We start from the raw sequence: 22,295 nt of genomic DNA, 5'->3' as shown, positions 1-22,295 counted from the left end.
TCAAAGCACCACGACGGCGCGGAAATCATTCACATTGGTTAGGGTCGGCCCGGTGCGAATCAGGTCACCAGTGGCCTCGAACAGCGAATAGCTGTCGTGGTTCCTCAGATTGACAGTGCCATCCAGGCCTTTTGTTTGCGCGCGCTCCAGAAAGTCTGGGCCGATCACAGCACCAGCGGCATCTTCGGTGCCGTCGATTCCGTCGGTGTCCACCGCCAGGGCGTGAATGCCGGGATGGCCGTTCAGGGCAATCGCGAGGCTCAGCAGGAACTCGGTGTTCCGTCCGCCGCGCCCCGAGGAAGTATCGCCAATGGACACGGTTGTCTCACCCCCTGACAGCAAGACCACCGGGGCACGCGCTGGCGCAGCGTGACGGGCAACAGATTTCGCGATGCCCGCCATGGCAATGCCCAACTCGCGCGCCTCGCCTTCCAAGGCGTCCCCCAGCAGAACCGGCGTCACTCCAGCCTCTCGCGCCACCGTCGCTGCGGCCTCCAGCGACATCTGCGGTGTCGCGATCATCCTGAAATCGACCTCGAAATCAGTGGTTTTCTCGGCTTTAGCTAAAAGGATTTCACGCGCAGTCAACGGCAGGTCCGGGCCAAGCCGGTCGACCAGCTGCGAGAGGTCGTCGCCCGAAGAGGGGTCAGGCACAGTCGGTCCAGACGCAACAGCCGCAGGATCGTCGCCAGGGACATCGGAGATCGCAAGAGTCACCAATCTCGCTGGACTTGCAGCCTGAGCCAACCCGCCACCCTTGATCTTCGACAGCCTGCGCCGAACGCGGTTCATATCGTCGATGGTCAGGCCGGATTTCAGCAGCAGCTTGTTGACCGTGATCTTCTCTTCCAAGGTCAGCGGCGGTGTCGGCATCGGCATCAGCGCCGATCCGCCGCCCGAGATTAGCGCAATCACCAGATCGCCCTTTCTGGCGGCTTTTGCCGTTTGCAGAATGTCGCGTGCCGCTTCCAAGCCTGCCGCATCGGGTACGGGATGGGAGGCTTCTCGCACCGAAATGCGATCGGTGGGGACCGCGTGGCCAAAGCGGGTTACGACGATGCCCGAAAGCTCGACATCGGGCCAGGCTTTCTCCAGGGCACGCGCCATAGCCGCGGCTGACTTGCCCGCGCCGATGACGATGCAGCGACTCGTGGGCTTTTCAGGCAGGTGCCGTGCCAGAACCATCGCCGGGTCAGCTGCCGCGATGGCAGCCGTCATCATGCGGCGCAGCAGCGCCTTTACATCGTCCTCGGTCATTTGGCTGTCCTCAGATATTCTCGCCGCGGATCGCGTCGCAGACCGCATCAGTGACGTCCTGAGTGGTCGCTGTGCCGCCCACATCCGGGGTCATGATGCCTTCGGCGCACACCTTTTCCACGGCGCGCATCAGACGTTCCGCCGCAGCGGTCTCGCCCAGATGCTCCAGCATCTGGCTTGCGGTCCAGAAGGTGGCAACTGGATTGGCGATCCCCTTGCCGGTTATGTCGAAGGCCGAACCGTGGATTGGTTCGAACATTGACGGATAGCGGCGCTCGGGGTCAATGTTGCCGGTGGGCGCAACGCCGAGAGACCCCGCCAACGCGCCGGCAAGATCAGACAGAATATCTGCGTGCAGGTTGGTGGCCACAATCGTGTCGAGCGATTTCGGGTTCTTAACCATGCGAACGGTCATGGCGTCGACCAGCATTTTGTCCCAAGTCACATCCGGGAAATCCTTGGATACTTCCAGCGCAATTTCGTCCCACATCACCATGCCGTGGCGCTGTGCGTTGGACTTGGTCACGACAGTCAGGAATTTGCGAGAGCGCGACTGTGCCAGTTTGAAGGCATAGCGCATGATCCGCTCTACGCCGACGCGGGTGAAGATCGACACTTCAGTCGCCACTTCCTCCGGCATTCCCCGATGGGCGCGACCGCCTACGCCGGAATATTCGCCTTCTGAGTTTTCGCGCACGATCACCCAGTCAAGATCGCCCGGGCCAACTCCGGCCAGCGGCGAGGAAATTCCCGGCAGGATCTTAGTTGGGCGCACGTTGGCGTATTGGTCAAAGCCCTGGCAGATCGGCAGGCGCAGACCCCAGAGCGTCACGTGATCGGGCACGTCCGGCGCGCCAACCGCACCGAAAAAGATTGCGTCGAAATTTTTCAGCTGTTCGGTACCGTCCTCCGGCATCAATGCCCCGGTCTTCTTGTAGCGCTCTGAACTCCAATCGAACTCGGTAACATCGAACGCAAAACCGCCGTCACGGCGTGCCAACGCTTCCAGCGCCTGGTGCCCGGCGGCGATGACTTCGGGGCCGATACCATCGGCGGGAATGGAGGCGATCTTGTAGGTTTTCATTTCCTGGGTCCGTTCGTTGAGTTCCTGCGACTGCACTGATGCGCCATTTGCAGGGGCTGTTTGCTGGATCGTCATCTTATCTCCTCCTGTGTGACGTCAGTCCGACACTTGACATGACGCTACAGCTCTGGACTTGCCGCCCTCAATCTGCGTATGATTATATACAGATGTGAAATAGTGGCTATTGGAGCCGCGAGATTGGATACCGACCAGATCAGATGCTTCCTTGCGGTCGCGGAAACCTTGCATTTCGGGCGGGCCGCGCAATCGCTCGATATGTTGCCTGCCTCTCTGGGACGGCAAATTCGCTTACTTGAGGACAAGCTTGAAACGCGACTGTTCCTCCGGACCACGCGCAGCGTATCCCTTACCGAAGCGGGCACCAGCATTCTCGAAGAGGCTCGCGCTCTGGTCGCGCAGGCTGAGCAATTTGAAGAAAAGGTGCGCAACGTGCGCAAGTCAGAGACGCCGGTCCTGAAAGTTGGCGCCATCGATAGCGCGGCCGCAGGATTGATCCCGCAACTCTTGAAGCTGGTGCGTGAGGAGCAACCTGATCTCGAAATCCAGCTCTTCGAACAGAAGACCATCCACCTCTTGCCGAAACTGCTGAGCGGCTCGCTCGATATCGCTTTCTGTCGACCTCCGGATGTGCGCGATCAACGGCTCAACTTCCGGACGCTGTTTTTCGAAACCGCCGTAGTCGCCTTGCCAGAGAACCATCGGTTGGCTGATCAAAGCAGTATTGCGATCTCTGATCTGGCAGACGAACCTCTGATCGTGCCGGATCGCCGGTCCCGTCCACATTCGCACGATCTGACAATCAAGCTCTTTGTCGATGTCGGACTGACCGCGCGCATTGCCCAGGTGGCCGAAGAAAAGCAAACCATCGTCAACCTGGTCGCGGCGGGGACAGGCCTTGCCATCGTCCCGCGCTGGACGTCGCGGCTTCAGGTTCCCGGCGTCTCCTTCGTTCCCCTGTCCATTCCCGATGGAACGACGCGGTCAAAACTGATCCTCGCGGCGGCATGGACGCGCGGTACAAGAGATTCGGCACGCGACGCATTTCTTGCCGTGCTTGAAAGCCGTCTGCCAGAGTTGGAAGCTACGGCCTGATTATTTCATAATTGAATATAAAATTTGGCGCATAGCCCAAGGCCGCCCATCCCCGCATGATCTGTTTATTGTTGCGGCCCCCAAAATACGGGGCGCATCGGAGGACTCATCGGAGGAGGAAGTTCCATGAAATTCAAGACCATTTCCGCAGTCGCGGCACTGTGCGCCACGATCGCAATGCCCGTCGCCGCACAGGATCGCGACGGCTGGCCGAACAGCATCACCATCGGCACCGGCAGCCAGGGCGGCACCTATTTCACCTATGGCAGCGGCTTTGGCGCCATGCTCAGTGAAGTTCTGGGCCTGAACGCGGGTGTGGAAATCACCGGTGGCCCGGTTCAGAACGTGACGCTGGTGGAAACCGGCGAGCATCAGCTTGGCTTTGTCACCCTGGGCCCGGCAGACGAAGCGCGCCGCGGCGAAAGCCCGTTGATGCCCGGCGTCCCGCACGAGAATGTGCGCGCCCTGTTCCCGATGTACCAGACACCGCTTCAGGCCGCAGTGCTGGCCAGTTCTGACATCCAGAACTTCCAGGACCTCGTTGGTAAACGGATCGGGGTCGGCCCGGCGGGCGGCACCTCGGCGACCTACTGGACGCGCTATTTCAACGCCACCGACGACACCGCCAACATCTCAAACGCTGGTGGATCGGACACCGCAGGCCAGCTCAAGGATGGGCTGATCGACGCCTTTGTCTATGCCGCAGGTCTGCCCACGGGTGCCTATGCACAACTCGCCGTGGAAAACGACGTCCGCTTCCTGTCGATGGGCGACGAGACGTTGGCGACGATCAAGGAACTCGCGCCGGCGATGCAGGATTTCAAGATCCCGGCCAACACCTACGAAGATCAGCCCGAGGACCTGCGCACGGTGTCGCTCTGGAACTTTGCCATCGCGCATCAGGACATGCCGGAAAGCCTGGCCTACGAGATCACCGCGATTGCGATGGAAAACCACGACCGCATGGTTCAGAACCACGCCGCCGCCAAGGAAACGCTGGCGGAAAACGTTCTGAAGAATGCCGTCATTCCGTTCCACCCCGGTGCCGTGCGCTGGTTCGAAGAGAACGGCTACGCGATCCCGGCGGACCTCAAGTAAACGTCCTCGCGTTTGCATGACACGGGCGGTCGAGTACGCTCCTGCCCGTGTCCCTTTTCAATCCCATTTCCCGGATGGCACATCATGTCCAATGCTCAACACCAAGAAGGCCCGTCCAGCGCGGATCCGGATCTTTCGCTGATCGAACAGGAAACCGCAAAGGCAAGCGTCGATGAAGATCCGCTTGCCGGTAACCAGCGGGAATTCACCGGCACGCGTAACCTGGTGGTTGCCGCCATGTGCGTCGCCTACTCTGTCTTTCATCTCATGGTCATGAACGTCTATCCGCTCGAGACCTGGGCCTACCGCCTGAGCCATGTCGGCGGGGGGCTCTTTCTCGGCTTTCTGCTGTTCGGCGCAAGCGCGTTGTCCGAAAACACCCGGGACGAAAACCGCAACCCGGCATCGCTGGCTCTGCTGGGATTTGCCGCTGCGGGAATTGGCTATGCGCTTGTCGCTGTTGCCGCGATCTGGATCAATGGCACTCTCATGGGCGTGGCGCTGCCCCCTGCCTGGGCCATGTCCACCTTCGGAATTCCGCTGGCCGCGGGTTCGGCGCTGGCCATCCTGCATGGCTGGCTTTTCCCGCAACGGGACCGTCACGCATTTTCCGCCGGAGACATCCTGCTAGCCGTCGCCGCGCTGGTCGCGACCGCCTACCTGATCTTTTTCGCGCGCCAGTTGCAGCTGCGCGCTGGCATGCCCATGGCGCTGCCCGGAGATATGTGGGCGGCGATCACCGGCGTGATCCTTATCATCGAACTGACCCGCCGCCTTGCAGGTATGGCGCTGGTGATCATCGCGTCGATCTTTGTTGCCTATTCCTTCCTCGGCCCGTGGCTGCCGGGAATCTTCGAACACCGCGGATATGACGCTAAGCGCTTCTTCTCCTACATCTTCACCGACAACGGCATCCTTGGCGCACCCATCGCGATTTCGTCGACCTACATCATCCTCTTCGTGATCTTCGCCGCCTTCCTGCAAACCACGCGGGTCGGCGAATACTTCGTCAACCTCGCCTTTGCCGCTGCCGGTCACAAGCGCGGTGGCCCGGCAAAGGTGGCGATCTTCGCTTCAGGCCTCATGGGCATGATCAACGGCACTTCGGCCGGCAACGTGGTGGCCACCGGATCGCTGACGATCCCGATGATGAAAAAGGTGGGCTACAAGCCGCAGACCGCCGCATCGGTCGAAGCCGCAGCATCGACTGGTGGGCAGATCATGCCCCCGATAATGGGCGCAGGTGCCTTCATCATGGCCGAAATCACCGGCATTCCCTACATGGAAATCGTCTCTGCCGCGATCATTCCGGCGGCGCTTTATTTCATCTCCGTTTACTTCATGATCGATCTGGCGGCCCAGAAAGCGAACCTCAAAGGTCTCCCGCGCGATCAACTGCCCAAGCTTGGCGCGTTGATCCGCCAGATCTATCTTCTGACCCCCATCATCGTGCTGATATATGCCCTCTTCGCTGGATACTCGGTGATCCGTTGCGGAACCCTGGCGATGATTACGGCCGCCGTGGTTTCCTGGCTCACGCCGCACCGGATGGGGCCGAAGCAGCTGTTTAACGCGCTCGACAATGGCGCGCGCATGGTTCTGCAACTGGTGGCGGTCTGCGCGACCGCGGGCATCATCGTGGGTGTCATCGCCCTGACTGGTATCGGCTCCCGCTTCTCGACAGTTCTGCTGGCGCTTGCGGACCAGAGCCAGATCTTGGCGCTGTTCTTCGCCATGGTCATTTCCATCGTGCTAGGGATGGGAATGCCCACAACCGCAGCTTATGCTGTCGCAGCAAGTGTCATCGCACCGGGCGTCGTCAATCTTGGCGTAGAGCCGTTGATTGCTCACCTGTTCATTTTCTACTTCGCTGTGATGTCGGCGATCACCCCGCCTGTCGCCCTGGCGGCTTACGCCGGATCTGCGTTGGCAGGGTCCGACCCGGTAAAAACCAGCGTCGAGAGTTTCAAGATCGGCTTAGCGGCCTTTGTGGTCCCTTATATGTTCTTCTACTCCCCTGCGATGCTGCTTGAAGGCACTTGGTTCGAGATCGGCCACATCGCTATCACTGCGATTGTAGGCGTCTATCTTCTCTCCTGTGCCGTTCAGGGGTGGTTCATCGGACACGCAGGTGCTGTCGTTCGGGTTGCCCTTCTGGCAGCGGGTTTGTCAATGATCGCAGGTGGCTGGCTGACGGACGCCTTTGGCCTTGGCCTTGTTGTGCTTATTGCGGTCCTGCAGAAGCGCATTCTGACAGCGAAAGACCTCGCGCACGGCGCAGATTAGTAAAACCGAGGCGGTCGAAATGTTGACCGCCTCGACCACACAAGTTCCAGAGAAGTTAATGGGTCCAGATGATCGCGAACGTCTCTCCAGTCACCAGTAACTTACGTCACAGCTTTTTTGGGTGATGGTGGTATTGGTTAGGTTTATATATGGCGATTTCCGCATTGTTGGGTCACTGCCAAGACGCTTGAACCTAGATTCAGCTTTCCTGAAGTTTTGCTGACCTCCTTGCAGTCGCAAGACTTCAGAATTTTCGTGCAGCGCTCGATAAGACCATGTCCGCTTAGGATCGTAAACGCTCATTTCTTGCGAGGGAGTGAACTGGTGCTATGTCCGCTGACCTGGTCATTGCCCTGTTGAAAATTCTGCGCAGTTCACGAACGGCTGGTTTGGAGAAGCTGCGTTGCAGCGCTCGTCGATTATGTGAACGGCAAGTCTGGGCCGGCAACGACAGGTGGCCCGCTTCAGTCCAGATCGACGCCGCCGAGGCGCGGCGCATGGACATGCGTTTGCACAAGCAATGCAGCGGCCGCGCCGGCCAAAGCGCCGAACAGATGAGCCTCCCACGAGACGCCAGGTTGACCCGGAAGAACGCCCCAGAGAATGGAACCGTAGAGCAAACCGACCACCAGTGTCGCGCCCAGCGTGATCAGTGAGCGATCCACGAGGCCGCGCGCGACGAGGAAGCCAAACCAGCCGAAGACGAGCCCTGACGCGCCGATATGGATGGCCGAGCTTCCGAACAGCCAGACAAAACCGCCGCCGAGGCCGATCACCACGGCGTTCACCGGCAGCAAGGCTCGCGTGGTCGTTGCCACCAACAGCCCACCCATCACCAATAGCGGCGGCGTATTTGCCATAAGGTGCGCGAAACTTCCATGCAGGAGGGGCATGGCGATGACACCATCCAATCCGCTTACGTGCCGGGGGATCAGGCCGAAGGCCGGGTTCAAGCCGTAACCGATAATCCAATTGAGGAGGTGAACCGCCCAGAGCAGTGCGACAAAGGCGACAAGCGCCGCGGTGCGCCGAAAGAAGGCGCGCATGTGATCCCGGTTAATCATGTTGGCGACAGTAGACGTCCCCACAGCGCCTTCAACGGCTTTCGCGCGCTGCACAGGGTGCCACCGTTGGGAAAGGGGGTTTGAGGCGGCCAACCTCGGTACGGCTCAAGCCAAGAGAATGGCTTCGATCTTACACAGTGTTCCCCAGTCGCAGAGGCATGATTTCACGCTCGGGACGCTTCAGGGCTTCGGCGTATTTGCGGGCGTTGTCGTCAATCGTGCCGTTCCAAAGCTTCGAGACGAACGCGCGGGCGTCTTGGACCGTCATGTCCTTCAGCGAAGAGGACAGCGCCATGAAAAGCTCATCCTCGCTAATCGCAGCGGCGCGGTGCATGGCGTCCGCGTAAAATGACGGGTCGTTCAGGACCTGTTCGTTTAGCGGCATCAGCGCAAGGTTCTCTTCCGGGATCGCCATGAAGATCGTGTCCTGCAGGTCGGTCAGATACGCACGCCGCGATGTGGACACCGGCTTTCCCGCCGCCTTGGCCTCCAGAAATGCCTGCCTTGTCCTGTCGAGCTTTGCCCTTGCATGGGACATGATGACGGCGCGCTGTCGGGCGGGTAGCGCAAATCCGGTGCAGCGCTCGATATGGGCGAGGAGATCTGCAACCTCTGCCTCAACATCAAAGCTGTCAAACCATGGAACCGTCCCTGATCTAGCCGCCACGCGCCCGCCCTCAATATTGCGTTAATATATTATTGTATCGCATTTGCACCTGATCGCAAGCGGGTGGCGTCCTTCACGCCAACGGACATGGGAAAAGGGGAACCGTGGTCCCACGGCTCCCCTTTGGGTTCACCCCTCGCGTGCCAATTAGGCGACCAGCGAGAGCCCCGCGCCTGCATCCTGCGGCTGCTCACCGCTGTCGATGAACGGGAGGATCGAGAAGGTCTGCCCACCGCGCTGTTCTTCGTTCTGCACGGCGTTGACGCGCAGATCGCCATCGGGCGTGTTGATCAGCAGCGACAGGTAGTCATTGCCCGTGCGGCTGCTTTTCGCCATCCACGCCGAGCCGACGCGGATCGGTGTGCCCCGGGGCGAGCTGACCTCGATCCGGTAATCGGGGTGGGTCTCCTCGGATTTGTAGCTGTTCTCGATCAGCATGAACTCCAGATCGAACATCATGTTGGCGATGTAGCCGGTGAAGGCGTTGTCGGCGTCCATGGCGGTGAGCTCGCCCGAGATCGAGCCGGATTTCATCAGGCCGTTCGAGACCAGCGGGATGATCTCGAACGCGCCGCTCTGGGCCGCGCGCGCCTCTTTCGTCTGCACCGCGTTGACCCGGAACGGACCCAAGCCGACATCGATCTGCATCGAGATGTAGGGGTTGCCGCTGGTATTGCCGGTCTCGTTCCAGGCCGTGCCGATGCGCACCTTACGGCCCGATTTGTTGACTGCCGTCACGTCAAAATCCGGGCTGCGTTCGGACATCTTCGGGCGGTTTTCAAGCTGGATGGCGATATCGAAACGTGTCGAATGGATCATGCCGGTGTACTGAGCGGCTGCGGTCTCGACGTTGCGGGTGAGGGTTCCTGCGAACATGGGATAGTTCCTTCTTGGATTGGCCGGTGCCTGACGTTCTTGCCAGCGCATCCGGGATTGCTTTCTCGACCCCTTGAGGGATCACAAATCAGAAAGCTTGCTTTCCTTTCAGCCCCGCACACGGGTCAGAGCTGCCGTCCGAGTGGAAATGCCCCCGCGCCTCCGAGTGCAACGCGTCGCCCTGCCCGTCTGGCCTTGATTGGCAGACCGGATTTTCCGCGCCGTCCTCCAATCGCGCGATGAAAAACTCCGCCTCTTTTCCGTTCAACCGGTGCCCGCCCCGGTCGGTCAGACCGATGCAGCTACCATTCGGCACATAGGTGATGAGGTACTGACCAAGCCGGTCCTTGTGGACAATGTAGCCGGTATTGGCCCAATGCACTGTCTGGCCGGCATCGACGGCCGCCTTGATGTCATCGAGTGTCATGGGGTCCTCTTTAAGAAGAATGGTGGGGAAACGACGCAAGAAGCCCGGTTACAACCGGGCTTCCGTGCAGCATTCGTTTGGCAATCGGCCGAGAGCTGTCAGGCACCTTGCGTGGCTTGCGTCGCGCGCGCCGCCATCCAATCCTTCAGGCCAAGAACCGTTCTTCCGGCGGCGACCTCGGAGGCCCAGGCAACCCTTGGGTCGCCGCAGGGCTCATCGCCAGAATGCCGGTCGATATGGCCATTGGCCATCCATGGCTCAGGCTGGATCCGTCGCAGCCAGTCCGCCATGCTCGGAATGCGGCCCTGGCAGTCTTCACGGATATGCTGCTCGCCGATCCAGCGCACGGGGATGTCCCGACCTGCGCTATTGGTCAGGGTCAGGCCGAAGACACGTTCGGCCTCGAACAGGCCTTGGGCGTGATGGCGCAAAGCTCTGTGCGTGAAGAGCGCGAGGTGCTCTTTCGAGGCGTCAAACCAATCGTGCACAGCCTGATAGTCGGACGGCACCCCGCCGAATTTCCGGGCAGAGCTTTCAGCATGATGAAGCGGATGGGCCATCTCACAGCCCCTCGTCATAGCTGTGCGAGCATTCGACATAGCGGTCCGCGTGATCGAGGATGACGCTGTCTAGTGCTATGTCCCAGGTCAGCGTGCCATAGCCGCCCTCGTTGTTTTCGAACCCCGGGTGATGGTGATAGGCGAGCGACCAGGCAAAGTCGCCAACCTCTGTGGCAAGCGGCTCCGGCAGTTGGATCTCTGCAGGCTGCACCGTCACATCCTCGACATTGCCGGAGTCGCCATAGCCTTCGTATTCGGCAGTGACCTCGCTGATGCCAAGCGCACGTAGTTGCGCGAGTAGCTCCGTTCGGGATGCCTTCAAGGTGGTTTCACGCTCTGCGCGCCACTGAGCCGCCATTGCGGCATAGTCGATCTGGGGGTTGGTCATGGGTCTGTCCTCTTATCTGAATTTGGGGGGGCCAGGCGTGGAATTGGTCTGCGCGCGCCCGGTAAGCGCAGACCGGGCAAACCCCGATCCGCGACGCCCGGCCCAAAGCCCTCTTTGACTTTTCAGGCGGCTTGTTCTGCAGCTCTAGCGGCTCCCTGCCCAACGATCCGGGCCAGAATGCGGCCCGTGTCGATCCCGTCCCCATGCGGCAGGAACACCCGCAGCTGGAAGGCGATGATCTCGGTGAAACACCCCATTGCCTTCAGACCGTCGATCATGCCCTTGTCCGCGCCGCCCAGCTCGAGGCGCATCGCGCCCGCGACCCGGCGACGGGTCAGGGTCAGACCCCGGCCCAGATTGAGTGGCGCGGTGGTGCCGAGGGCGGCGGTCAGCATCTCCTGCGGTGTTTGCGGATTGGGGTCGAGGAAGCGGGCGCGCAGCGCGGCCGCCCCTTCCTCGCTCAGCGTACGCCCGATCATGGCGGTCGCCCCATCGGGCGTGACCCGGTAGATGCGCTCATTCGTGGTCGGAATATCCTTCCAGATCGGCAGCAAAAGCCCGGTCAGCAGGTAGAGCTTGGTCGTGGTGGTTTTCGGCAGGGACGCAGCCTCGGCATCCCAAAGCCGTGCGAACTCGGGCCTGCTGATCTCTTCCCAGGCCGAGGACTCGAACCGCGCCTCTTCGAGATAGCTCGACCCGTTTGGCCGCAACACCTTGCGCATCAGCGTGACGATATCCTCGTCATACATCTGCATGGGCCGCGCCGAGATGAGCGCCCCGCGACCGGAGGCGCGATTGACCATCGGCAGCTTGTCGGGATTGCGCGACATGGCCTCTTTGGCGCCCAGTACATGGACTGGGTCGGTGACCTCCAGTCCGATGATCCGCGTCACCGCGCCGGATTTCGGGCAGGTCCAGAGATCTTCCGTGGAGACCTGTTCTATCTTCTCGCCGCGCAGGGTTTCCACGCCGAGATCGAGCGTGCCCGCCGCGCGCGCCCGCTCAGACTGATCGGCAATCCGCCTCATGAACTCGGCAAAGAGCGCGTTCTGCATGTGGATGGGAAGGGCAAGCACCCGGTTCAGAAACCGCTGGATCGGCGGAAGCTCTTCGAGAAGCACACCGTCCTTGTCGATCAGACGCAGGGCTGTCCAGTCGGTGAAGCTCTCGTAGCTCATCGCCTCGGCGCGCCCGGCGGCAAGATCGGCGAAATACCCACGCAGCGCCGCGCGCGCGATCGGACTTTCGAGATTGTCCTCCTCGCGGAACATGCCCTGCGAGCCGGTCTCGCGCTGACCCTTGGTCAGGGCCCCCAGCTGGTCGAGGCGTTTGGCTATAGTCGACGTGAAGCGTTTCTCACCATGCACATCCGAGGTGCAGACCCGGAAGAAGGGCGCGCTGACCTGAGCCGAGCGATGCGTGCGCCCGAGCCCCTGGATGGCCGCGTCGGCGCGCCAGCCGGGCTCCAGAAGATAGTGCCGCCGCCGTTTCTGGTTCTTCGCCGTTTGGGCCGCGTGATAGGACCGGCCCGTGCCGCCTGCATCGGAGAAGATCAGGATATCCTTTTCGCCGTCCATGAAGGCTTGGGTTTCGGATGAATTGCTGCTGGCGGCGCGCTTTTCGATGAAGAGATGACCATCCTCGGCCTTGAGGGGCCGGATGGACCGCCCCGTGACTTCTGCGACGGCCTCGTCGCCAAAAGCCCAGAGGATCTGATCGAGCGCCGAGGGGATCGGAGCCAGCGTCATCAACTCCATCATGGCCGCGTCACGCAGAGCGAGCGCCTCGCGCGAGACGACCAGCGCGCCAGTTTCATCGCGGAGCGGCTCGGCCACCATATTGCCATCGATCTCCACGAGCTTTTGAGCATGGATTGGGAAGGCCTGTTCGAGGTAGCCGAGAACATAGTCGCGCGGCGTCAAGGCACCCTCGACGAGTTCATCCTCGGGATCCATCGTCTCAAGCCGGCGTTTCAGCAGACTCTCGCCCGTCGAGACCACCTGGATGACGCAAGCCTTGCCCGCCGCCAGATCGTCCTCGATGGCGCGGATAATGCTTGGAGCCTTCATGCCCATCAGGAGATGGTTGAAGAAGCGCTGTTTCGTGCTCTCGAAGCGGGACTTGGCCGAGGCGCGTGCGGTTGACGCATTGGTCTCGCCCGAGGCGTCGTTGACGCCGGTCGCCGTCAGCGCGGCTTCGAGATTGTGGTGGATGGTGCGAAACGCTCCAGCGTACGCGTCATAGACCTCGATCTGGGCCGGAGTGAGCGCGTGTTCGAGCACGTCATACTCCACCCCATCAAAACTGAGGGCACGCGCCGTGTAGAGCCCGAGCGTCTTGAGATCGCGCGCGACCACCTCCATGGCGGCGACACCGCCAGCTTCCATCGCCGACACAAAGCTCTCGCGGCTCGGGAAGGGGTATTCGGGGCCCTGCCCCCAGAGCCCCAGCCGCGCGGCATAGGCCAGGTTGTGCACGCTCGTGGCACCCGTGGCCGAGATGTAGAAGACGCGAGCGCGGGGTGCTGCCAGTTGCAGCCGCAGGCCAGCAAGGCCCTGCTGGGAGGGTTTGACCCCCCTGCCCTGATCGGACCCTGCCGCGTTCTGCATGGCATGGGCTTCATCAAAAGCCAGCACGCCTTCAAAGTCTTCGCCCATCCAGTCGAGGATCTGGCTGAGCCGCGTGGTGCCGCATTTTCCCGCCGAGCGCAGCGTGGCGTAGGTGACGAAGAGGATCCCGTCGCCCATCGGGATGGGCTGGTCCGGTTTCCATTTGGAGAGCGGCTGGATGTCGGCTGGCGAGCCGCCGAGATCGGTCCAGTCGCGGATCGCGTCCTCGATAAGCGTGGCGGATTTGGAGACCCAGATCGCCTTTCTGCGCCCGGCCAGCCAGTTGACAAGGATGAGCCCCGCGCATTCGCGGCCCTTGCCGCAACCGGTGCCGTCGCCGAGGAAATACCCGAGGCGATAGGCCCGTGCGTCCGGGTCATCATCGGCGCGCGTCAGCTTGGTCTGGTCGTCATCGATGGTAAACCGCCCTGGCAGATCGCGCCCATGGGCATCATGCGCCATGATGATGGTCTCGAGCTGCGCCTCGGAGAGATGTCCCTCCTCGATCAACCGTGCGGGCAGGCGCAAGTCATCACGGCCCGTATTTGAGGGCATGGGCGGGGCAACCGAGGCCATGGCGATGCTTTCAACGAGCGGCGTGGGATGTTCCTGCGCATCCGCAATCTCGATCCGTTGCGGACGGTAGCGCGCATAGATGTCCGAGATGGGCATGTTGTTGCGCGGGGTCTGAAGGCTCGTGAAGCTGAGCGGACGGACGGCATTGGCCCGGGGTTTGGAGGCGGCGACAGGCGCAGCAGCGGTCTTGCGCGGGACAGATGATCGAACGGTCGGCCGAGCATGAGGGATCGCCGCTGCCTGTTGTACGGTGCGCATCTCGGGCCGGGTCGCGGCCACGGCGTCGACAAAAGGAAGGGCTTCATCCAGATCCCGCACAGGGGCGCGGATCATCTCGCCGTCCTCCTGCACCTTGTCGAAGACCATGAGCTGGGTTTCGACAGAGGTGCCGAGCTTGCGATAGACCTGCCCCGGCATCGTCAGCACCAATCGTGGCGTCAGGAGACCGCAGGCGCGGGACCAATGCGCGGCATCGCGTTCGGGCGTGAACCCCGGCGGCATGATCGCCACCAGCCGCCCGCCCGGTGCCAAGCGCTTGGCAGCCGCGATAAGATGCTTGGCGGCGATGTGCTTGTCGCGGGAGCGATCAACCGAAGAGGCGAAGGGCGGGTTCATCACCACCGCGTCGGGCAAATCCGGCGTCTGCAGCAGATCGTCGATATGCTCGCCGTCATGGCCAGTCACCTCGCTGCCGAAGACCGCGCGCAGGAGGCGCTGGCGAAAGGGGTCGATCTCGTTGAGCAGAAGCGTGGCACCGGCCCGGGCGGCGAAAGCTGCCAGGGCACCGGTGCCAGCCGAGGGCTCCAGCACGGTCTCGCCCTTGCGGATCGCCGCCGCCCGCACGACCAGCGCCGCAAATGGCAGCGGCGTGGAAAACTGCTGCAGCCGGATCTGCTGCTCGGAGCGGCGGGTTTCCGTCAGAAGCCGCGAGGCAAGCAGCCTTGCAGCGGCGATGTCACCTGCCGCGCCGTCCCCACGCAGCAGCACCTGAACAGCCGCAGCCTGCATCAGGTCATATGCCATGCGCCAGTCCCAGGCACCGCCGGCATCGCTGCCATGGAACGTCTCGCGCATGATACGCGCGAGCGCTGAACTGCGCAGGGGCTGGTTGTCGACCTCCGCGCCGAGATGCGCGAGGGCAGAGGCGAGATCAGGGTGGGAGATCGAGAGAGCCGGGTTTGCCGGTTTGGGCTTGGTCATGGGGATTTTCCTTTGGATCAGGGTCTGAATTCCAAAGGACAAAAAGCCCGCTTTCGCTTTTCAGGGTGACGGGGGTCAGACCGCGCCGACCTCCAAGGCTTGGTCAGGACTTGGGTTCGACCCGCCGCTTCGCATCAATCAATGCCTGTGCGGCCTGCATCACCTGAACCTGTGAAGTTTCGGCGCGTGCATCCTCAAGCGCGGCCTTTACCTTCATGCGAAACCACGTGTCATACGAATTCGCTTCAGCGGCCACGGAAATGCTCCTCGAGCCCGATATCCAGCAGCTTGCCGAGGTCATCGGGCATGTCTGCAACGTGCACAGCAATTGGGAAACGGTGCCCCGTCAGGTCAGGCGCGCATTGCTCCTCTAGCCCGAGGTGCTGCCTATCCTTTTCCGCCTCAATCATTGTGCTTTCTCCGACCGTATTATCAGCCGATGCTACATCTTCCAGCGGGGCGTCGTAAACGATAATGCCAAAGGGTCAGAGCAAGCTGGCCCACTTACCGATCGGGCACCGCTTCAAGGGAAGTTTCGAACCGCTTGCCCGCCGCTGCAGCTTCTTTCAAGAGCGCGTCGAAATTGTCAGGTGGATTGCCATCTTCCAACATCCCTTTGAACGTCGCATAGGCATCCGTCTTGCTGCCGTAGGCGCGCAGGGTCTTGTCGTCGTTCACCCAGGCCACCACGATGACCTTCGCATCGCTGTTGAACCGATAGAACAGCCGATACTGCTGGAAGAATTTCGCCCGGAACCAGTGCTTGCGGTGATCGCCGAGTGTGCCGCCTTGCCGGAAGGCGGCGGCACCCGGATCTGCCGGTATGGCCTCGGTGACCAGCTTGAAGATGGCGGCCAGCCGTTTCGTGGAATTTTTCTTGCGCCAGGTCTTAGGATCGCGTGCCTTACGCGCCTCGACCTCTTCAATCAGCCCTTCGAGCTGATCCAGAAAGAGCGGATGCGCATAAATCGACCATCCGTTTACGACAAGGGGCGCTTGGGCGGGCACGCTATCGCCGCTCATTCATCCTCGAGCGATAGCGGCGCATCGAGATCGACGTCAACGTCTCCGACCAGTGCTGCAAGACGGTCATGCAAAGCCCCATCGAACGCCCGAATGCGGTCCGGATGCGCCTTGATATCGGCCTCGACAAAATCGAGAAAAGCTCCGAGCACGGGATCTTCCTCGTCGCCGCGCACGGGCTCGATATAGACCCTGCCACTCGGCTCGGTACAGTAGCGAATCTGGTCGCCCTTGCCCAGCTTGAGCTGCTTGCGCACACCCGCCGGCACGGTCGTCTGATATCGATCCGTGAGTTTCGAGACATCTTGTGCGAGCGCTGTCATGGCAGTCTCCTGAAAGAATGGGGGTCTTTGCTGCCTGCGATAGGTAATGCATTTGCATTGCCCTGTCAAGACAAGCCGCAGGATCTGCTGTCGCCGGGCAGGTCGATGAACCGTCCGGCGTAGGACCTAATCTCGCCCCGCCAGGAACTCCGCCAGCACAGGACTGGCCGCGCCCTTCGCGGAGCTGAGCAGCTCCGAGCCCGCAAGCGAGGCCTTCGACAGGCGTACGAGCCCACCGGTTTCCTCGATGCGGTAACAGCGGCGCTTTTGCCGACCCCGCCTGTAGTGGGTCGCGGTGACGATCTGGCAGGTGCTGCCATCGGTGAGTGTCACGGGCGTGGCGAGCCTGATCTTGTCGCCTTCCTCGTAGTCCGGGATCGCAGCCCAGTCCCGGCAACGCTGACGCCAGTCCTGGGCGTAGCTGTCTGGGTCTTTCAGCTCGGACAGCAGGGCCAATAGGCTCAGTGGCGCGCGGGATTCGACCGGTCCCGCGCTTTCCTCCATGTCCTTGTAGCCCCAGCAGCCGTCATCGTATCGGGTGAGGAAGACAGCCCCGAAGGTGATCGAGCCATCAGCATCTGTGACATAGGTCGTGTCCTCGACAGGGGTGCCGTCAAGATTGGTGACCTTTGCCGCCGCATACCAGGTTGAGCCGACCTTGCAGGCTTTCACCAGTTCGGTTTTGCGCCTGTCGCCCTCGAAGGTGCAGAGCCGGGTGATCTCCGCTCTCTCATCCGCGTAGGTTTTAACGCGGCCGTCGGTGTAGAAAAGCCATCCCATTAAGCCGCCCTCCGATCATCAATCTCCATCAGGGCATCGAGCGGCACGCGGTAGGGCTGCATGGCGTCGAAATCCTCGCAGCGTTTATGGGAATATGTCGAAGCACCAATACCCTGCCGCGCTGCGCGCTCTCGAGACATTGGTGCTGCTTCATCATCTTCGTATTCCCAAAACGCCGAATTGCCGCAGTTCTGCACGATCGCGAAGGTGTCGCAGGCATCCTTGAGGATGACACGGAAGGTGCCGCCGAGGCCCGAGGGCACCTCGTAGGTTCCGCCGATGAGGTAGTCCGAGGCGCGGCGCACGAAGACGCGGATGCTGTGGCCATCGGTGGCGAGCCGGATGGCCCCTCGCCCCCGGTCGATGAGCACCTGCACATCGTCGAGGATGTCGGTGTAGAATTGGCCGGTCAGATCACGAAAAGCCATGCGACGCTGCGCCATCCAGTCGGTATCCCGAAACGGGTTCATGCCGTCGGCGAAGGCAAAGGAGGGATCGGCCTGCTCGGTGGTGACGATGCGGGTGGTCGTGCCATCGATGCCGTTTGAGCGCAGATGCACACCATTGCCGACGATGAGGATCAGGGCGGGCCTGTCCACAGGCCCGTTCCAGTTGGGCAGGAAGGTTTTGCAGGCGCGCGCATGGGCGATCTGCGCCGCAACTGCGGAGGCAGAGAACTTGAGAATAGCCATGGGGATGTCTTTCTGTTCGGTTTGGAATGGTCGACCCGCGCGGGGAATGCCTCGCGCGGGTCGCGTGATGGCTCAGGCCGCTTGCGCGACCTCGCTGTCAGGCTCCGGGGTTTCCGCAGTGGGCTCCGCCTCATCAGAGGCGTCCCCGGCGGTCTGCATCATCGGCGGGCACCAGGCGGCCACGGCAGCGCGCTGCGCGTCCGTGAGTGTAGCGAAGGGTTCGGCGAAGAGCTTGTCGCAGAAAGCGACGATCTCTTTCTTGCTCGACGAGGCCAGCGTCATCGCCTCCTGGGCCAGACCCAGATCTTCGCCGAGGATCTTCAGGAGCCAGGCCTTCTTGAAGCGGTTGAAGAGCGCCGCATTCGGCGTCCAGTAGGCGCGGATGTCGGGCATGATCTCGATCTCGAACGCATGCATCAGGCTGTCGCGCCGCGGGTCCCGCGCGAAGCAGGACTGCGTGGTGCTGGCCGTGGCATAGGCCACGAGCTTGGCCTTCTCCCCTGCATCGAGCGCGCGAAACGCCGCGAACTGATCGGCGGGCGCGCGGGCGTCATCGAGCCACGAGAGGTCAAGCGCATCATGCACCGCCGCCACCTGCTCGAGCGAGGCGCCATCGATCTCGTCCATCTTGGCGTGGCTGCGGTATTCCTTGCGGGCCTCGACCTTGATCGCCTGCGTGACACTCATGCCGCTGGCAAGAACGTCGCTCACTAGCTTAAAGAGCGTCAGATCGAGCGTGGCCTCCGGATGCAGCGCCATCGCGGCGCCAAGGGCCATGGCCCGCTCGGTCTTGAGGTCCTCTGCCAGCGAGGCCGGGTAGGTGATTTCGTCGGCGTCCGGGGGCTCCTCCCCGGTCGGGCTAGCCGAGGAGCCGCGCGCGCCTTCCTCTTTCACGGTGTCTTCCGGGCGCACGAGGCCCACATGGAGGGTCACCTGACCGCCCGACCAGGACGCAATCACACCAGCGCGGGCGAGGTCCTCGGTGCTGTAGGCCTCCTGCAGATCGCGGGCTTCCTCTTCCAGAGCGTCCACGCGCTCGTAAAGCGCGTTGTAGGCTCCGTCCTCGAGCCCCTCATCCTCCATCTCGAGCTGCAATTTCTCAAGCTCGGCGGTGATCTCATCGATGCGCTTCTGGGTGGCCTCATCGGGCTCGATCGGGCCGGGATAGACGCGGCCATAGTCCGCCATGGTCGCGTAATCATAGCGCACCATCGCATCGGCCCAGGCAAAGCCCAGCCTCATACGGGCCTCTTCGGCAGCGGCACCGAGCTTCTCGAGCAGGATGGTCTCGACCAGCGCCGCATCCTCGAGCACGGAATGCTCTTCCAGAAGATCGGCCGCGACAGCGCCGCCCCGCGCCTCGTAATCCGCGCGCACGAAAGCCCCGATATCATCGCTGACCTGCACGCCGCGGGACTTGAGCGCCTGTCGAACGGTATAGGCCTGCAGATAGCTGCCGTCTTTCGTGAGCGCCTCGAAGACCTCGCGCTGCACCTCCTGGCTCGGGTGCTCGGCGAAGGCCTTCATCGTATCAAGCGTGATTGTCTTCGCTCGGGCCGCGGCGCGGATGTCGAGGTGGATCAGCCCGTAGCGCAACCGGCCTTTGACGGCGACGACGGTCGTACCGAAGGTCTTCGCGATCGTCTCGGGCGTCTGGCCGTCGACCTCCATCATCCGGGCGAAGGCCTCGAACTCGTCGATGGCATTCATCGGTGCCTGGGTGATGTTCTCGGCCAGCGACAGTGCCGTGGTGACGTCGCAGTCTTCCGGCACGAGGCGGCAGTCGACCTTGGCTTTCGCGGTGAACCCCTTGGTGGTCTTGTCGGCGATCAGCTCCTTCAGGGCTGCATGGCGCCGGCCACCGGCGAGGACAGCATATTTGCCGTCAAGCTTCTGGACCAAGAGCGGCTGGAGCAGGCCAAGCACAGCGATGCTGGCCTTCAGATGCGCGATGTTCTCGGGGTCATAGGTTTCCGGAGAGTTGCTGCGCACATTGGCGGGATGCGGGACCAGATCGCCGATGGCGACGGTAAGGGGAGCAAAGCTTGTGGTCATGGGATATCCTTCCAGGTGGGTGAGGTGTGGCCCGCGCCTTCATGCGCGTGACCAATCCCCGGCTTCAGGGATCACCACGACAAAAGGCCCACTCTCCCTTTGAGGGGTCAGTGGGCCTTCATTGCTTGACGTATAAGGCTTGGGGGTGTCCCCTCGCCTACCAGTCGCGCGCCAACATGATGGTCAGCACGCGGACGGTGGTGGCGGGATTGTCCGGGGTCTCAGCCCCGTAGCGGAAATCCGAATCTGCCTCATAGAGATCGATTTTCCAGAACACGGTCTCGCCCCGGATCTCGACCGCCCCAAAATCGTGCCAGCCTTCCGGGTCATTCTCAGGCTCGAAGGTGTCGAACGCACCGGTGGCCTTCACCGCCTCGGCCATGAAGCCGTCACCGGCCTCCATAAGCGAGCGGGTGACATGCATCCGGCCCTGGATGGGCTGGGCGGGCGGCACTCCAAGGCACGCGAGCTTGCGAAACGCGTCGTTCTGCGCCGCGATCACGGTCGGATCCGGACGGTCTGGCTGGGATTGAACGGTCATGGACATGGGGATCTCCTTTGAGAACTTGAAACACCCTTCTCAAAGCCCGCTTTTTCTTTTCCGCTTGGCATAAGACCCCGTCCAAACCTGCCCGAACCAAACAGTTCCGATAGTCCGCTCAGCGGGAAAACAGTGCTTTCGCTACGACTGGGTCATTGGCAGCTTCAGGGTCTATTCTAACTAAAGGCATCCAATGCCAGATGAATGAGGCCATGCTTTGGAGCGTTGGCTGGCCAAGCTGCAAAGACATCAATCGCGCGTAATTTCCAATCCGACAGAACATATTGCATTGACCCTGCTTCAACATCATCGCTGGCCAGAAAATCCGGAACGATTGCAAGTCCTAGGCCCGCGCGAGCAAAACGATAGAGCGCCTGGGCATCGTTTGCAAAGATATGCGCTTCCGGTTTGATAGTTGCTTGATTGACGCCAGTTTTACGGAATTCCAAGGGCACGTTCTGCGCAGGTGTCAATGCCAGCCAGTCCCAATCTACAAGGTCCTTGGGATCATCGGGAACCGGTCGCGATGAGAGGTATTCAGCGGACCCGACCAACTTGCGATTGACCGAAAACAGTTTGCGTGTGGTCGCGGAGTTTTGCGCCTTCGGCCCCATTCGGATTGCAATATCGAAGCCATCATCGATGAGCGCGCGCCGCGTGTCTGAGAAGTCCAGAAACAACTTGATCCGAGGGTGCGTTTTAGAAAAGGCGGCGATTTGCTCTGTGAAATGCGATTGTGACAGGACGGATGGAATTGTCATGCGAAGCTCACCGCTTGGCGCAGTTGCGGACACCGACAGATCAGCCAACTCGCCTTCGACGGCCTCCAGCATCTTTTGCGCTGCAGCCAGAAGCCTGTGGCCCTCGCGCGTCAGCGTCAGCTTGCGGGTCGAGCGATAGATCAGCGCGACGCCAAGGCTTTCTTCAAGCTGCGAGATATGGTGACTGACCACCGAGGGCGACAGCCGTAGTTCCCGCGCAGCACCACGGAATGATCCATGGTCAATCGTCTTTGCGAAGATTGCCATCTGCCGCAGTCGGTCGATCATTATGCAAGTAATCCGAATAGTTAAACTTATCTATCCTATCTTATGCTGGTATCTGGATTTGTCCATCTTGACGGGAGGAGGCCCGCAACCCCGCGCGGCACCGTCATTGACCGACCAGGAGATACATCCATGAACGCATTCAGAACAACTCTGGCAGCGACCGCGCTTGGCCTGACAGCCATCGCAACCAGTGCAGCCGCAGACGACATGGCGACCGTGCAGACCTTCTATGATCTGCTTAGCAACCCTGGTTCGGAAACGCATGTCGCGGCATTCCTTGGCGCGACGTCCGAGAGCTGGGAAAGCGTTGGCGACTATTCCGGCGAGAACGAGGGGCGCGACGGTTTCGTCGGCCAGATGGGGTTCTTCAGCCAACTCATTCCTGATCTCGACTGGTCCGTGCAGGCGATGCATCAGGATGGTGATTTCGTAACCGTGCGCAGCCGCGCGACGGGAACGCCTACAGGCCCGTTCTTCGGTGTCGATGGTGAGGGACGTAGCTTTGATATCCTGACGATCGATATCCACGAGTTGTACGACGGTGTGATTGTCCGCACCTACCACGTCGAAGACTGGGCCAGCGCACTGCAACAACTGCGCGGACAGTAAGCGTCGGCCAATTGGAGT

Annotated in this window: 22 protein-coding genes and 1 pseudogene; 4 read left to right on the top strand and 19 right to left on the bottom strand. The window is 61.5% G+C overall.

Annotation, left to right across the window (positions count from 1 at the left end):
* The gene (locus ACOYQJ_RS21010; RefSeq protein WP_271421648.1) at window positions 1-1,257 is read right to left on the bottom strand and encodes a glycerate kinase type-2 family protein; all 1,257 of its coding nucleotides are present in this window, start codon (window positions 1,255-1,257) and stop codon (window positions 1-3) included.
* A gap of 10 nt (window positions 1,258-1,267) precedes the next feature.
* Window positions 1,268-2,341, bottom strand: a complete 1,074-nt coding sequence (locus ACOYQJ_RS21005; protein WP_242110469.1) for a tartrate dehydrogenase — start codon at window positions 2,339-2,341, stop codon at window positions 1,268-1,270.
* 198 nt (window positions 2,342-2,539) lie between these two features.
* Between ACOYQJ_RS21005 and ACOYQJ_RS21000 the strand changes: the two genes are divergently transcribed.
* The 3 genes from ACOYQJ_RS21000 to ACOYQJ_RS20990 all read left to right on the top strand — a co-directional run bounded on the left by ACOYQJ_RS21000 (window position 2,540) and on the right by ACOYQJ_RS20990 (window position 6,838).
* The gene (locus tag ACOYQJ_RS21000) at window positions 2,540-3,454 is read left to right on the top strand and encodes a LysR family transcriptional regulator (RefSeq protein ID WP_271421649.1); all 915 of its coding nucleotides are present in this window, start codon (window positions 2,540-2,542) and stop codon (window positions 3,452-3,454) included.
* A 126-nt stretch (window positions 3,455-3,580) separates the two neighbouring features.
* A complete protein-coding gene (locus ACOYQJ_RS20995; protein ID WP_422907956.1) occupies window positions 3,581-4,552 on the top strand; it encodes a TAXI family TRAP transporter solute-binding subunit in 972 nt (323 codons plus the stop codon).
* An 84-nt stretch (window positions 4,553-4,636) separates the two neighbouring features.
* The gene (locus tag ACOYQJ_RS20990) at window positions 4,637-6,838 is read left to right on the top strand and encodes a TRAP transporter permease (protein ID WP_422907955.1); all 2,202 of its coding nucleotides are present in this window, start codon (window positions 4,637-4,639) and stop codon (window positions 6,836-6,838) included.
* Window positions 6,839-7,302: 464 nt separating this feature from the next.
* Here ACOYQJ_RS20990 and ACOYQJ_RS20985 read toward each other — a convergent pair whose 3' ends face one another.
* The 17 genes and pseudogenes from ACOYQJ_RS20985 to ACOYQJ_RS20905 form a co-directional block, all read right to left on the bottom strand.
* A complete protein-coding gene (locus ACOYQJ_RS20985; RefSeq protein ID WP_422907982.1) occupies window positions 7,303-7,884 on the bottom strand; it encodes a rhomboid family intramembrane serine protease in 582 nt (193 codons plus the stop codon).
* A gap of 148 nt (window positions 7,885-8,032) precedes the next feature.
* Complete coding sequence (locus ACOYQJ_RS20980) at window positions 8,033-8,569, bottom strand: hypothetical protein (RefSeq protein ID WP_422907954.1); 537 nt, start codon at window positions 8,567-8,569, stop codon at window positions 8,033-8,035.
* A 147-nt stretch (window positions 8,570-8,716) separates the two neighbouring features.
* A complete protein-coding gene (locus ACOYQJ_RS20975) occupies window positions 8,717-9,445 on the bottom strand; it encodes a DUF736 family protein (RefSeq protein WP_422907953.1) in 729 nt (242 codons plus the stop codon).
* 88 nt (window positions 9,446-9,533) lie between these two features.
* Window positions 9,534-9,872: a hypothetical protein gene (locus tag ACOYQJ_RS20970; protein WP_422907952.1), complete on the bottom strand. Its 339-nt coding sequence runs from the start codon at window positions 9,870-9,872 to the stop codon at window positions 9,534-9,536.
* 98 nt (window positions 9,873-9,970) lie between these two features.
* Window positions 9,971-10,432, bottom strand: coding sequence for a DUF6915 family protein (locus tag ACOYQJ_RS20965; protein ID WP_422907951.1), 462 nt, complete (start codon window positions 10,430-10,432; stop codon window positions 9,971-9,973).
* 1 nt (window position 10,433) lies between these two features.
* Complete coding sequence (locus ACOYQJ_RS20960; RefSeq protein WP_422907950.1) at window positions 10,434-10,820, bottom strand: DUF6878 family protein; 387 nt, start codon at window positions 10,818-10,820, stop codon at window positions 10,434-10,436.
* Window positions 10,821-10,942: 122 nt separating this feature from the next.
* Window positions 10,943-15,205: a strawberry notch-like NTP hydrolase domain-containing protein gene (locus ACOYQJ_RS20955; protein WP_422907949.1), complete on the bottom strand. Its 4,263-nt coding sequence runs from the start codon at window positions 15,203-15,205 to the stop codon at window positions 10,943-10,945.
* Window positions 15,206-15,308: 103 nt separating this feature from the next.
* Complete coding sequence (locus tag ACOYQJ_RS20950; RefSeq protein ID WP_422907948.1) at window positions 15,309-15,461, bottom strand: antitoxin PaaA2 family protein; 153 nt, start codon at window positions 15,459-15,461, stop codon at window positions 15,309-15,311.
* Complete coding sequence (locus tag ACOYQJ_RS20945; RefSeq protein WP_422907947.1) at window positions 15,451-15,615, bottom strand: hypothetical protein; 165 nt, start codon at window positions 15,613-15,615, stop codon at window positions 15,451-15,453. Before ACOYQJ_RS20945 ends, ACOYQJ_RS20950 begins: the two co-directional genes overlap by 11 nt.
* A 94-nt stretch (window positions 15,616-15,709) precedes the next feature.
* Window positions 15,710-16,228, bottom strand: a complete 519-nt coding sequence (locus ACOYQJ_RS20940) for a type II toxin-antitoxin system YhaV family toxin (protein WP_055296362.1) — start codon at window positions 16,226-16,228, stop codon at window positions 15,710-15,712.
* Entirely contained in the window at window positions 16,225-16,551 is a 327-nt protein-coding gene (locus tag ACOYQJ_RS20935) for a type II toxin-antitoxin system PrlF family antitoxin (RefSeq protein ID WP_375700422.1), read from the bottom strand. Before ACOYQJ_RS20935 ends, ACOYQJ_RS20940 begins: the two co-directional genes overlap by 4 nt.
* A gap of 126 nt (window positions 16,552-16,677) precedes the next feature.
* Window positions 16,678-17,331 (bottom strand): DUF6927 domain-containing protein, encoded by a 654-nt coding sequence (locus tag ACOYQJ_RS20930; RefSeq protein ID WP_422907946.1) that lies wholly within the window; start codon window positions 17,329-17,331, stop codon window positions 16,678-16,680.
* Window positions 17,331-18,023 (bottom strand): regulator, encoded by a 693-nt coding sequence (locus ACOYQJ_RS20925; RefSeq protein WP_422907945.1) that lies wholly within the window; start codon window positions 18,021-18,023, stop codon window positions 17,331-17,333. The genes ACOYQJ_RS20930 and ACOYQJ_RS20925 overlap by 1 nt, the downstream gene beginning before the upstream one ends.
* A gap of 72 nt (window positions 18,024-18,095) precedes the next feature.
* Window positions 18,096-20,078 (bottom strand): ParB/RepB/Spo0J family partition protein, encoded by a 1,983-nt coding sequence (locus tag ACOYQJ_RS20920; RefSeq protein ID WP_422907944.1) that lies wholly within the window; start codon window positions 20,076-20,078, stop codon window positions 18,096-18,098.
* A gap of 157 nt (window positions 20,079-20,235) precedes the next feature.
* A complete protein-coding gene (locus ACOYQJ_RS20915; RefSeq protein ID WP_422907943.1) occupies window positions 20,236-20,625 on the bottom strand; it encodes a DUF3768 domain-containing protein in 390 nt (129 codons plus the stop codon).
* 170 nt (window positions 20,626-20,795) lie between these two features.
* Window positions 20,796-21,452 (bottom strand): substrate binding domain-containing protein, encoded by a 657-nt coding sequence (locus ACOYQJ_RS20910; RefSeq protein ID WP_422907981.1) that lies wholly within the window; start codon window positions 21,450-21,452, stop codon window positions 20,796-20,798.
* 39 nt (window positions 21,453-21,491) lie between these two features.
* Window positions 21,492-21,647 (bottom strand): annotated as a pseudogene (locus ACOYQJ_RS20905) (helix-turn-helix domain-containing protein); the annotation flags it as partial.
* Window positions 21,648-21,797: 150 nt separating this feature from the next.
* Between ACOYQJ_RS20905 and ACOYQJ_RS20900 the strand changes: the two are divergent.
* The gene (locus ACOYQJ_RS20900) at window positions 21,798-22,277 is read left to right on the top strand and encodes an ester cyclase (RefSeq protein WP_422907942.1); all 480 of its coding nucleotides are present in this window, start codon (window positions 21,798-21,800) and stop codon (window positions 22,275-22,277) included.
* Window positions 22,278-22,295 lie beyond the last annotated feature (18 nt).

This window comes from Pacificoceanicola algae (assembly GCF_049341065.1).
In the GTDB taxonomy this organism is placed as follows: Bacteria; Pseudomonadota; Alphaproteobacteria; order Rhodobacterales; family Rhodobacteraceae; genus Pacificoceanicola.
The sequence above is the reverse complement of the archived record's forward strand: the minus strand, read 5'-3'. Positions and strand labels throughout refer to the sequence as shown.

What these genes read in the sequence shown, in the direction of transcription:
- ACOYQJ_RS21010 (WP_271421648.1), bottom strand. Translation starts at nt 1,257, where the DNA reads ATGACCGAGGACGATGTAAAGGCGCTGCTGCGCCGCATGATGACGGCT.
- ACOYQJ_RS21005 (WP_242110469.1), bottom strand. Translation starts at nt 2,341, where the DNA reads ATGAAAACCTACAAGATCGCCTCCATTCCCGCCGATGGTATCGGCCCC.
- ACOYQJ_RS20995 (WP_422907956.1), top strand. Translation starts at nt 3,581, where the DNA reads ATGAAATTCAAGACCATTTCCGCAGTCGCGGCACTGTGCGCCACGATC.
- ACOYQJ_RS20990 (WP_422907955.1), top strand. Translation starts at nt 4,637, where the DNA reads ATGTCCAATGCTCAACACCAAGAAGGCCCGTCCAGCGCGGATCCGGAT.
- ACOYQJ_RS20985 (WP_422907982.1), bottom strand. Translation starts at nt 7,884, where the DNA reads ATGCGCGCCTTCTTTCGGCGCACCGCGGCGCTTGTCGCCTTTGTCGCA.
- ACOYQJ_RS20975 (WP_422907953.1), bottom strand. Translation starts at nt 9,445, where the DNA reads ATGTTCGCAGGAACCCTCACCCGCAACGTCGAGACCGCAGCCGCTCAG.
- ACOYQJ_RS20970 (WP_422907952.1), bottom strand. Translation starts at nt 9,872, where the DNA reads ATGACACTCGATGACATCAAGGCGGCCGTCGATGCCGGCCAGACAGTG.
- ACOYQJ_RS20965 (WP_422907951.1), bottom strand. Translation starts at nt 10,432, where the DNA reads ATGGCCCATCCGCTTCATCATGCTGAAAGCTCTGCCCGGAAATTCGGC.
- ACOYQJ_RS20960 (WP_422907950.1), bottom strand. Translation starts at nt 10,820, where the DNA reads ATGACCAACCCCCAGATCGACTATGCCGCAATGGCGGCTCAGTGGCGC.
- ACOYQJ_RS20955 (WP_422907949.1), bottom strand. Translation starts at nt 15,205, where the DNA reads ATGACCAAGCCCAAACCGGCAAACCCGGCTCTCTCGATCTCCCACCCT.
- ACOYQJ_RS20945 (WP_422907947.1), bottom strand. Translation starts at nt 15,615, where the DNA reads ATGATTGAGGCGGAAAAGGATAGGCAGCACCTCGGGCTAGAGGAGCAA.
- ACOYQJ_RS20940 (WP_055296362.1), bottom strand. Translation starts at nt 16,228, where the DNA reads ATGAGCGGCGATAGCGTGCCCGCCCAAGCGCCCCTTGTCGTAAACGGA.
- ACOYQJ_RS20935 (WP_375700422.1), bottom strand. Translation starts at nt 16,551, where the DNA reads ATGACAGCGCTCGCACAAGATGTCTCGAAACTCACGGATCGATATCAG.
- ACOYQJ_RS20930 (WP_422907946.1), bottom strand. Translation starts at nt 17,331, where the DNA reads ATGGGATGGCTTTTCTACACCGACGGCCGCGTTAAAACCTACGCGGAT.
- ACOYQJ_RS20925 (WP_422907945.1), bottom strand. Translation starts at nt 18,023, where the DNA reads ATGGCTATTCTCAAGTTCTCTGCCTCCGCAGTTGCGGCGCAGATCGCC.
- ACOYQJ_RS20920 (WP_422907944.1), bottom strand. Translation starts at nt 20,078, where the DNA reads ATGACCACAAGCTTTGCTCCCCTTACCGTCGCCATCGGCGATCTGGTC.
- ACOYQJ_RS20915 (WP_422907943.1), bottom strand. Translation starts at nt 20,625, where the DNA reads ATGTCCATGACCGTTCAATCCCAGCCAGACCGTCCGGATCCGACCGTG.
- ACOYQJ_RS20910 (WP_422907981.1), bottom strand. Translation starts at nt 21,452, where the DNA reads ATGCTGGAGGCCGTCGAAGGCGAGTTGGCTGATCTGTCGGTGTCCGCA.
- ACOYQJ_RS20900 (WP_422907942.1), top strand. Translation starts at nt 21,798, where the DNA reads ATGAACGCATTCAGAACAACTCTGGCAGCGACCGCGCTTGGCCTGACA.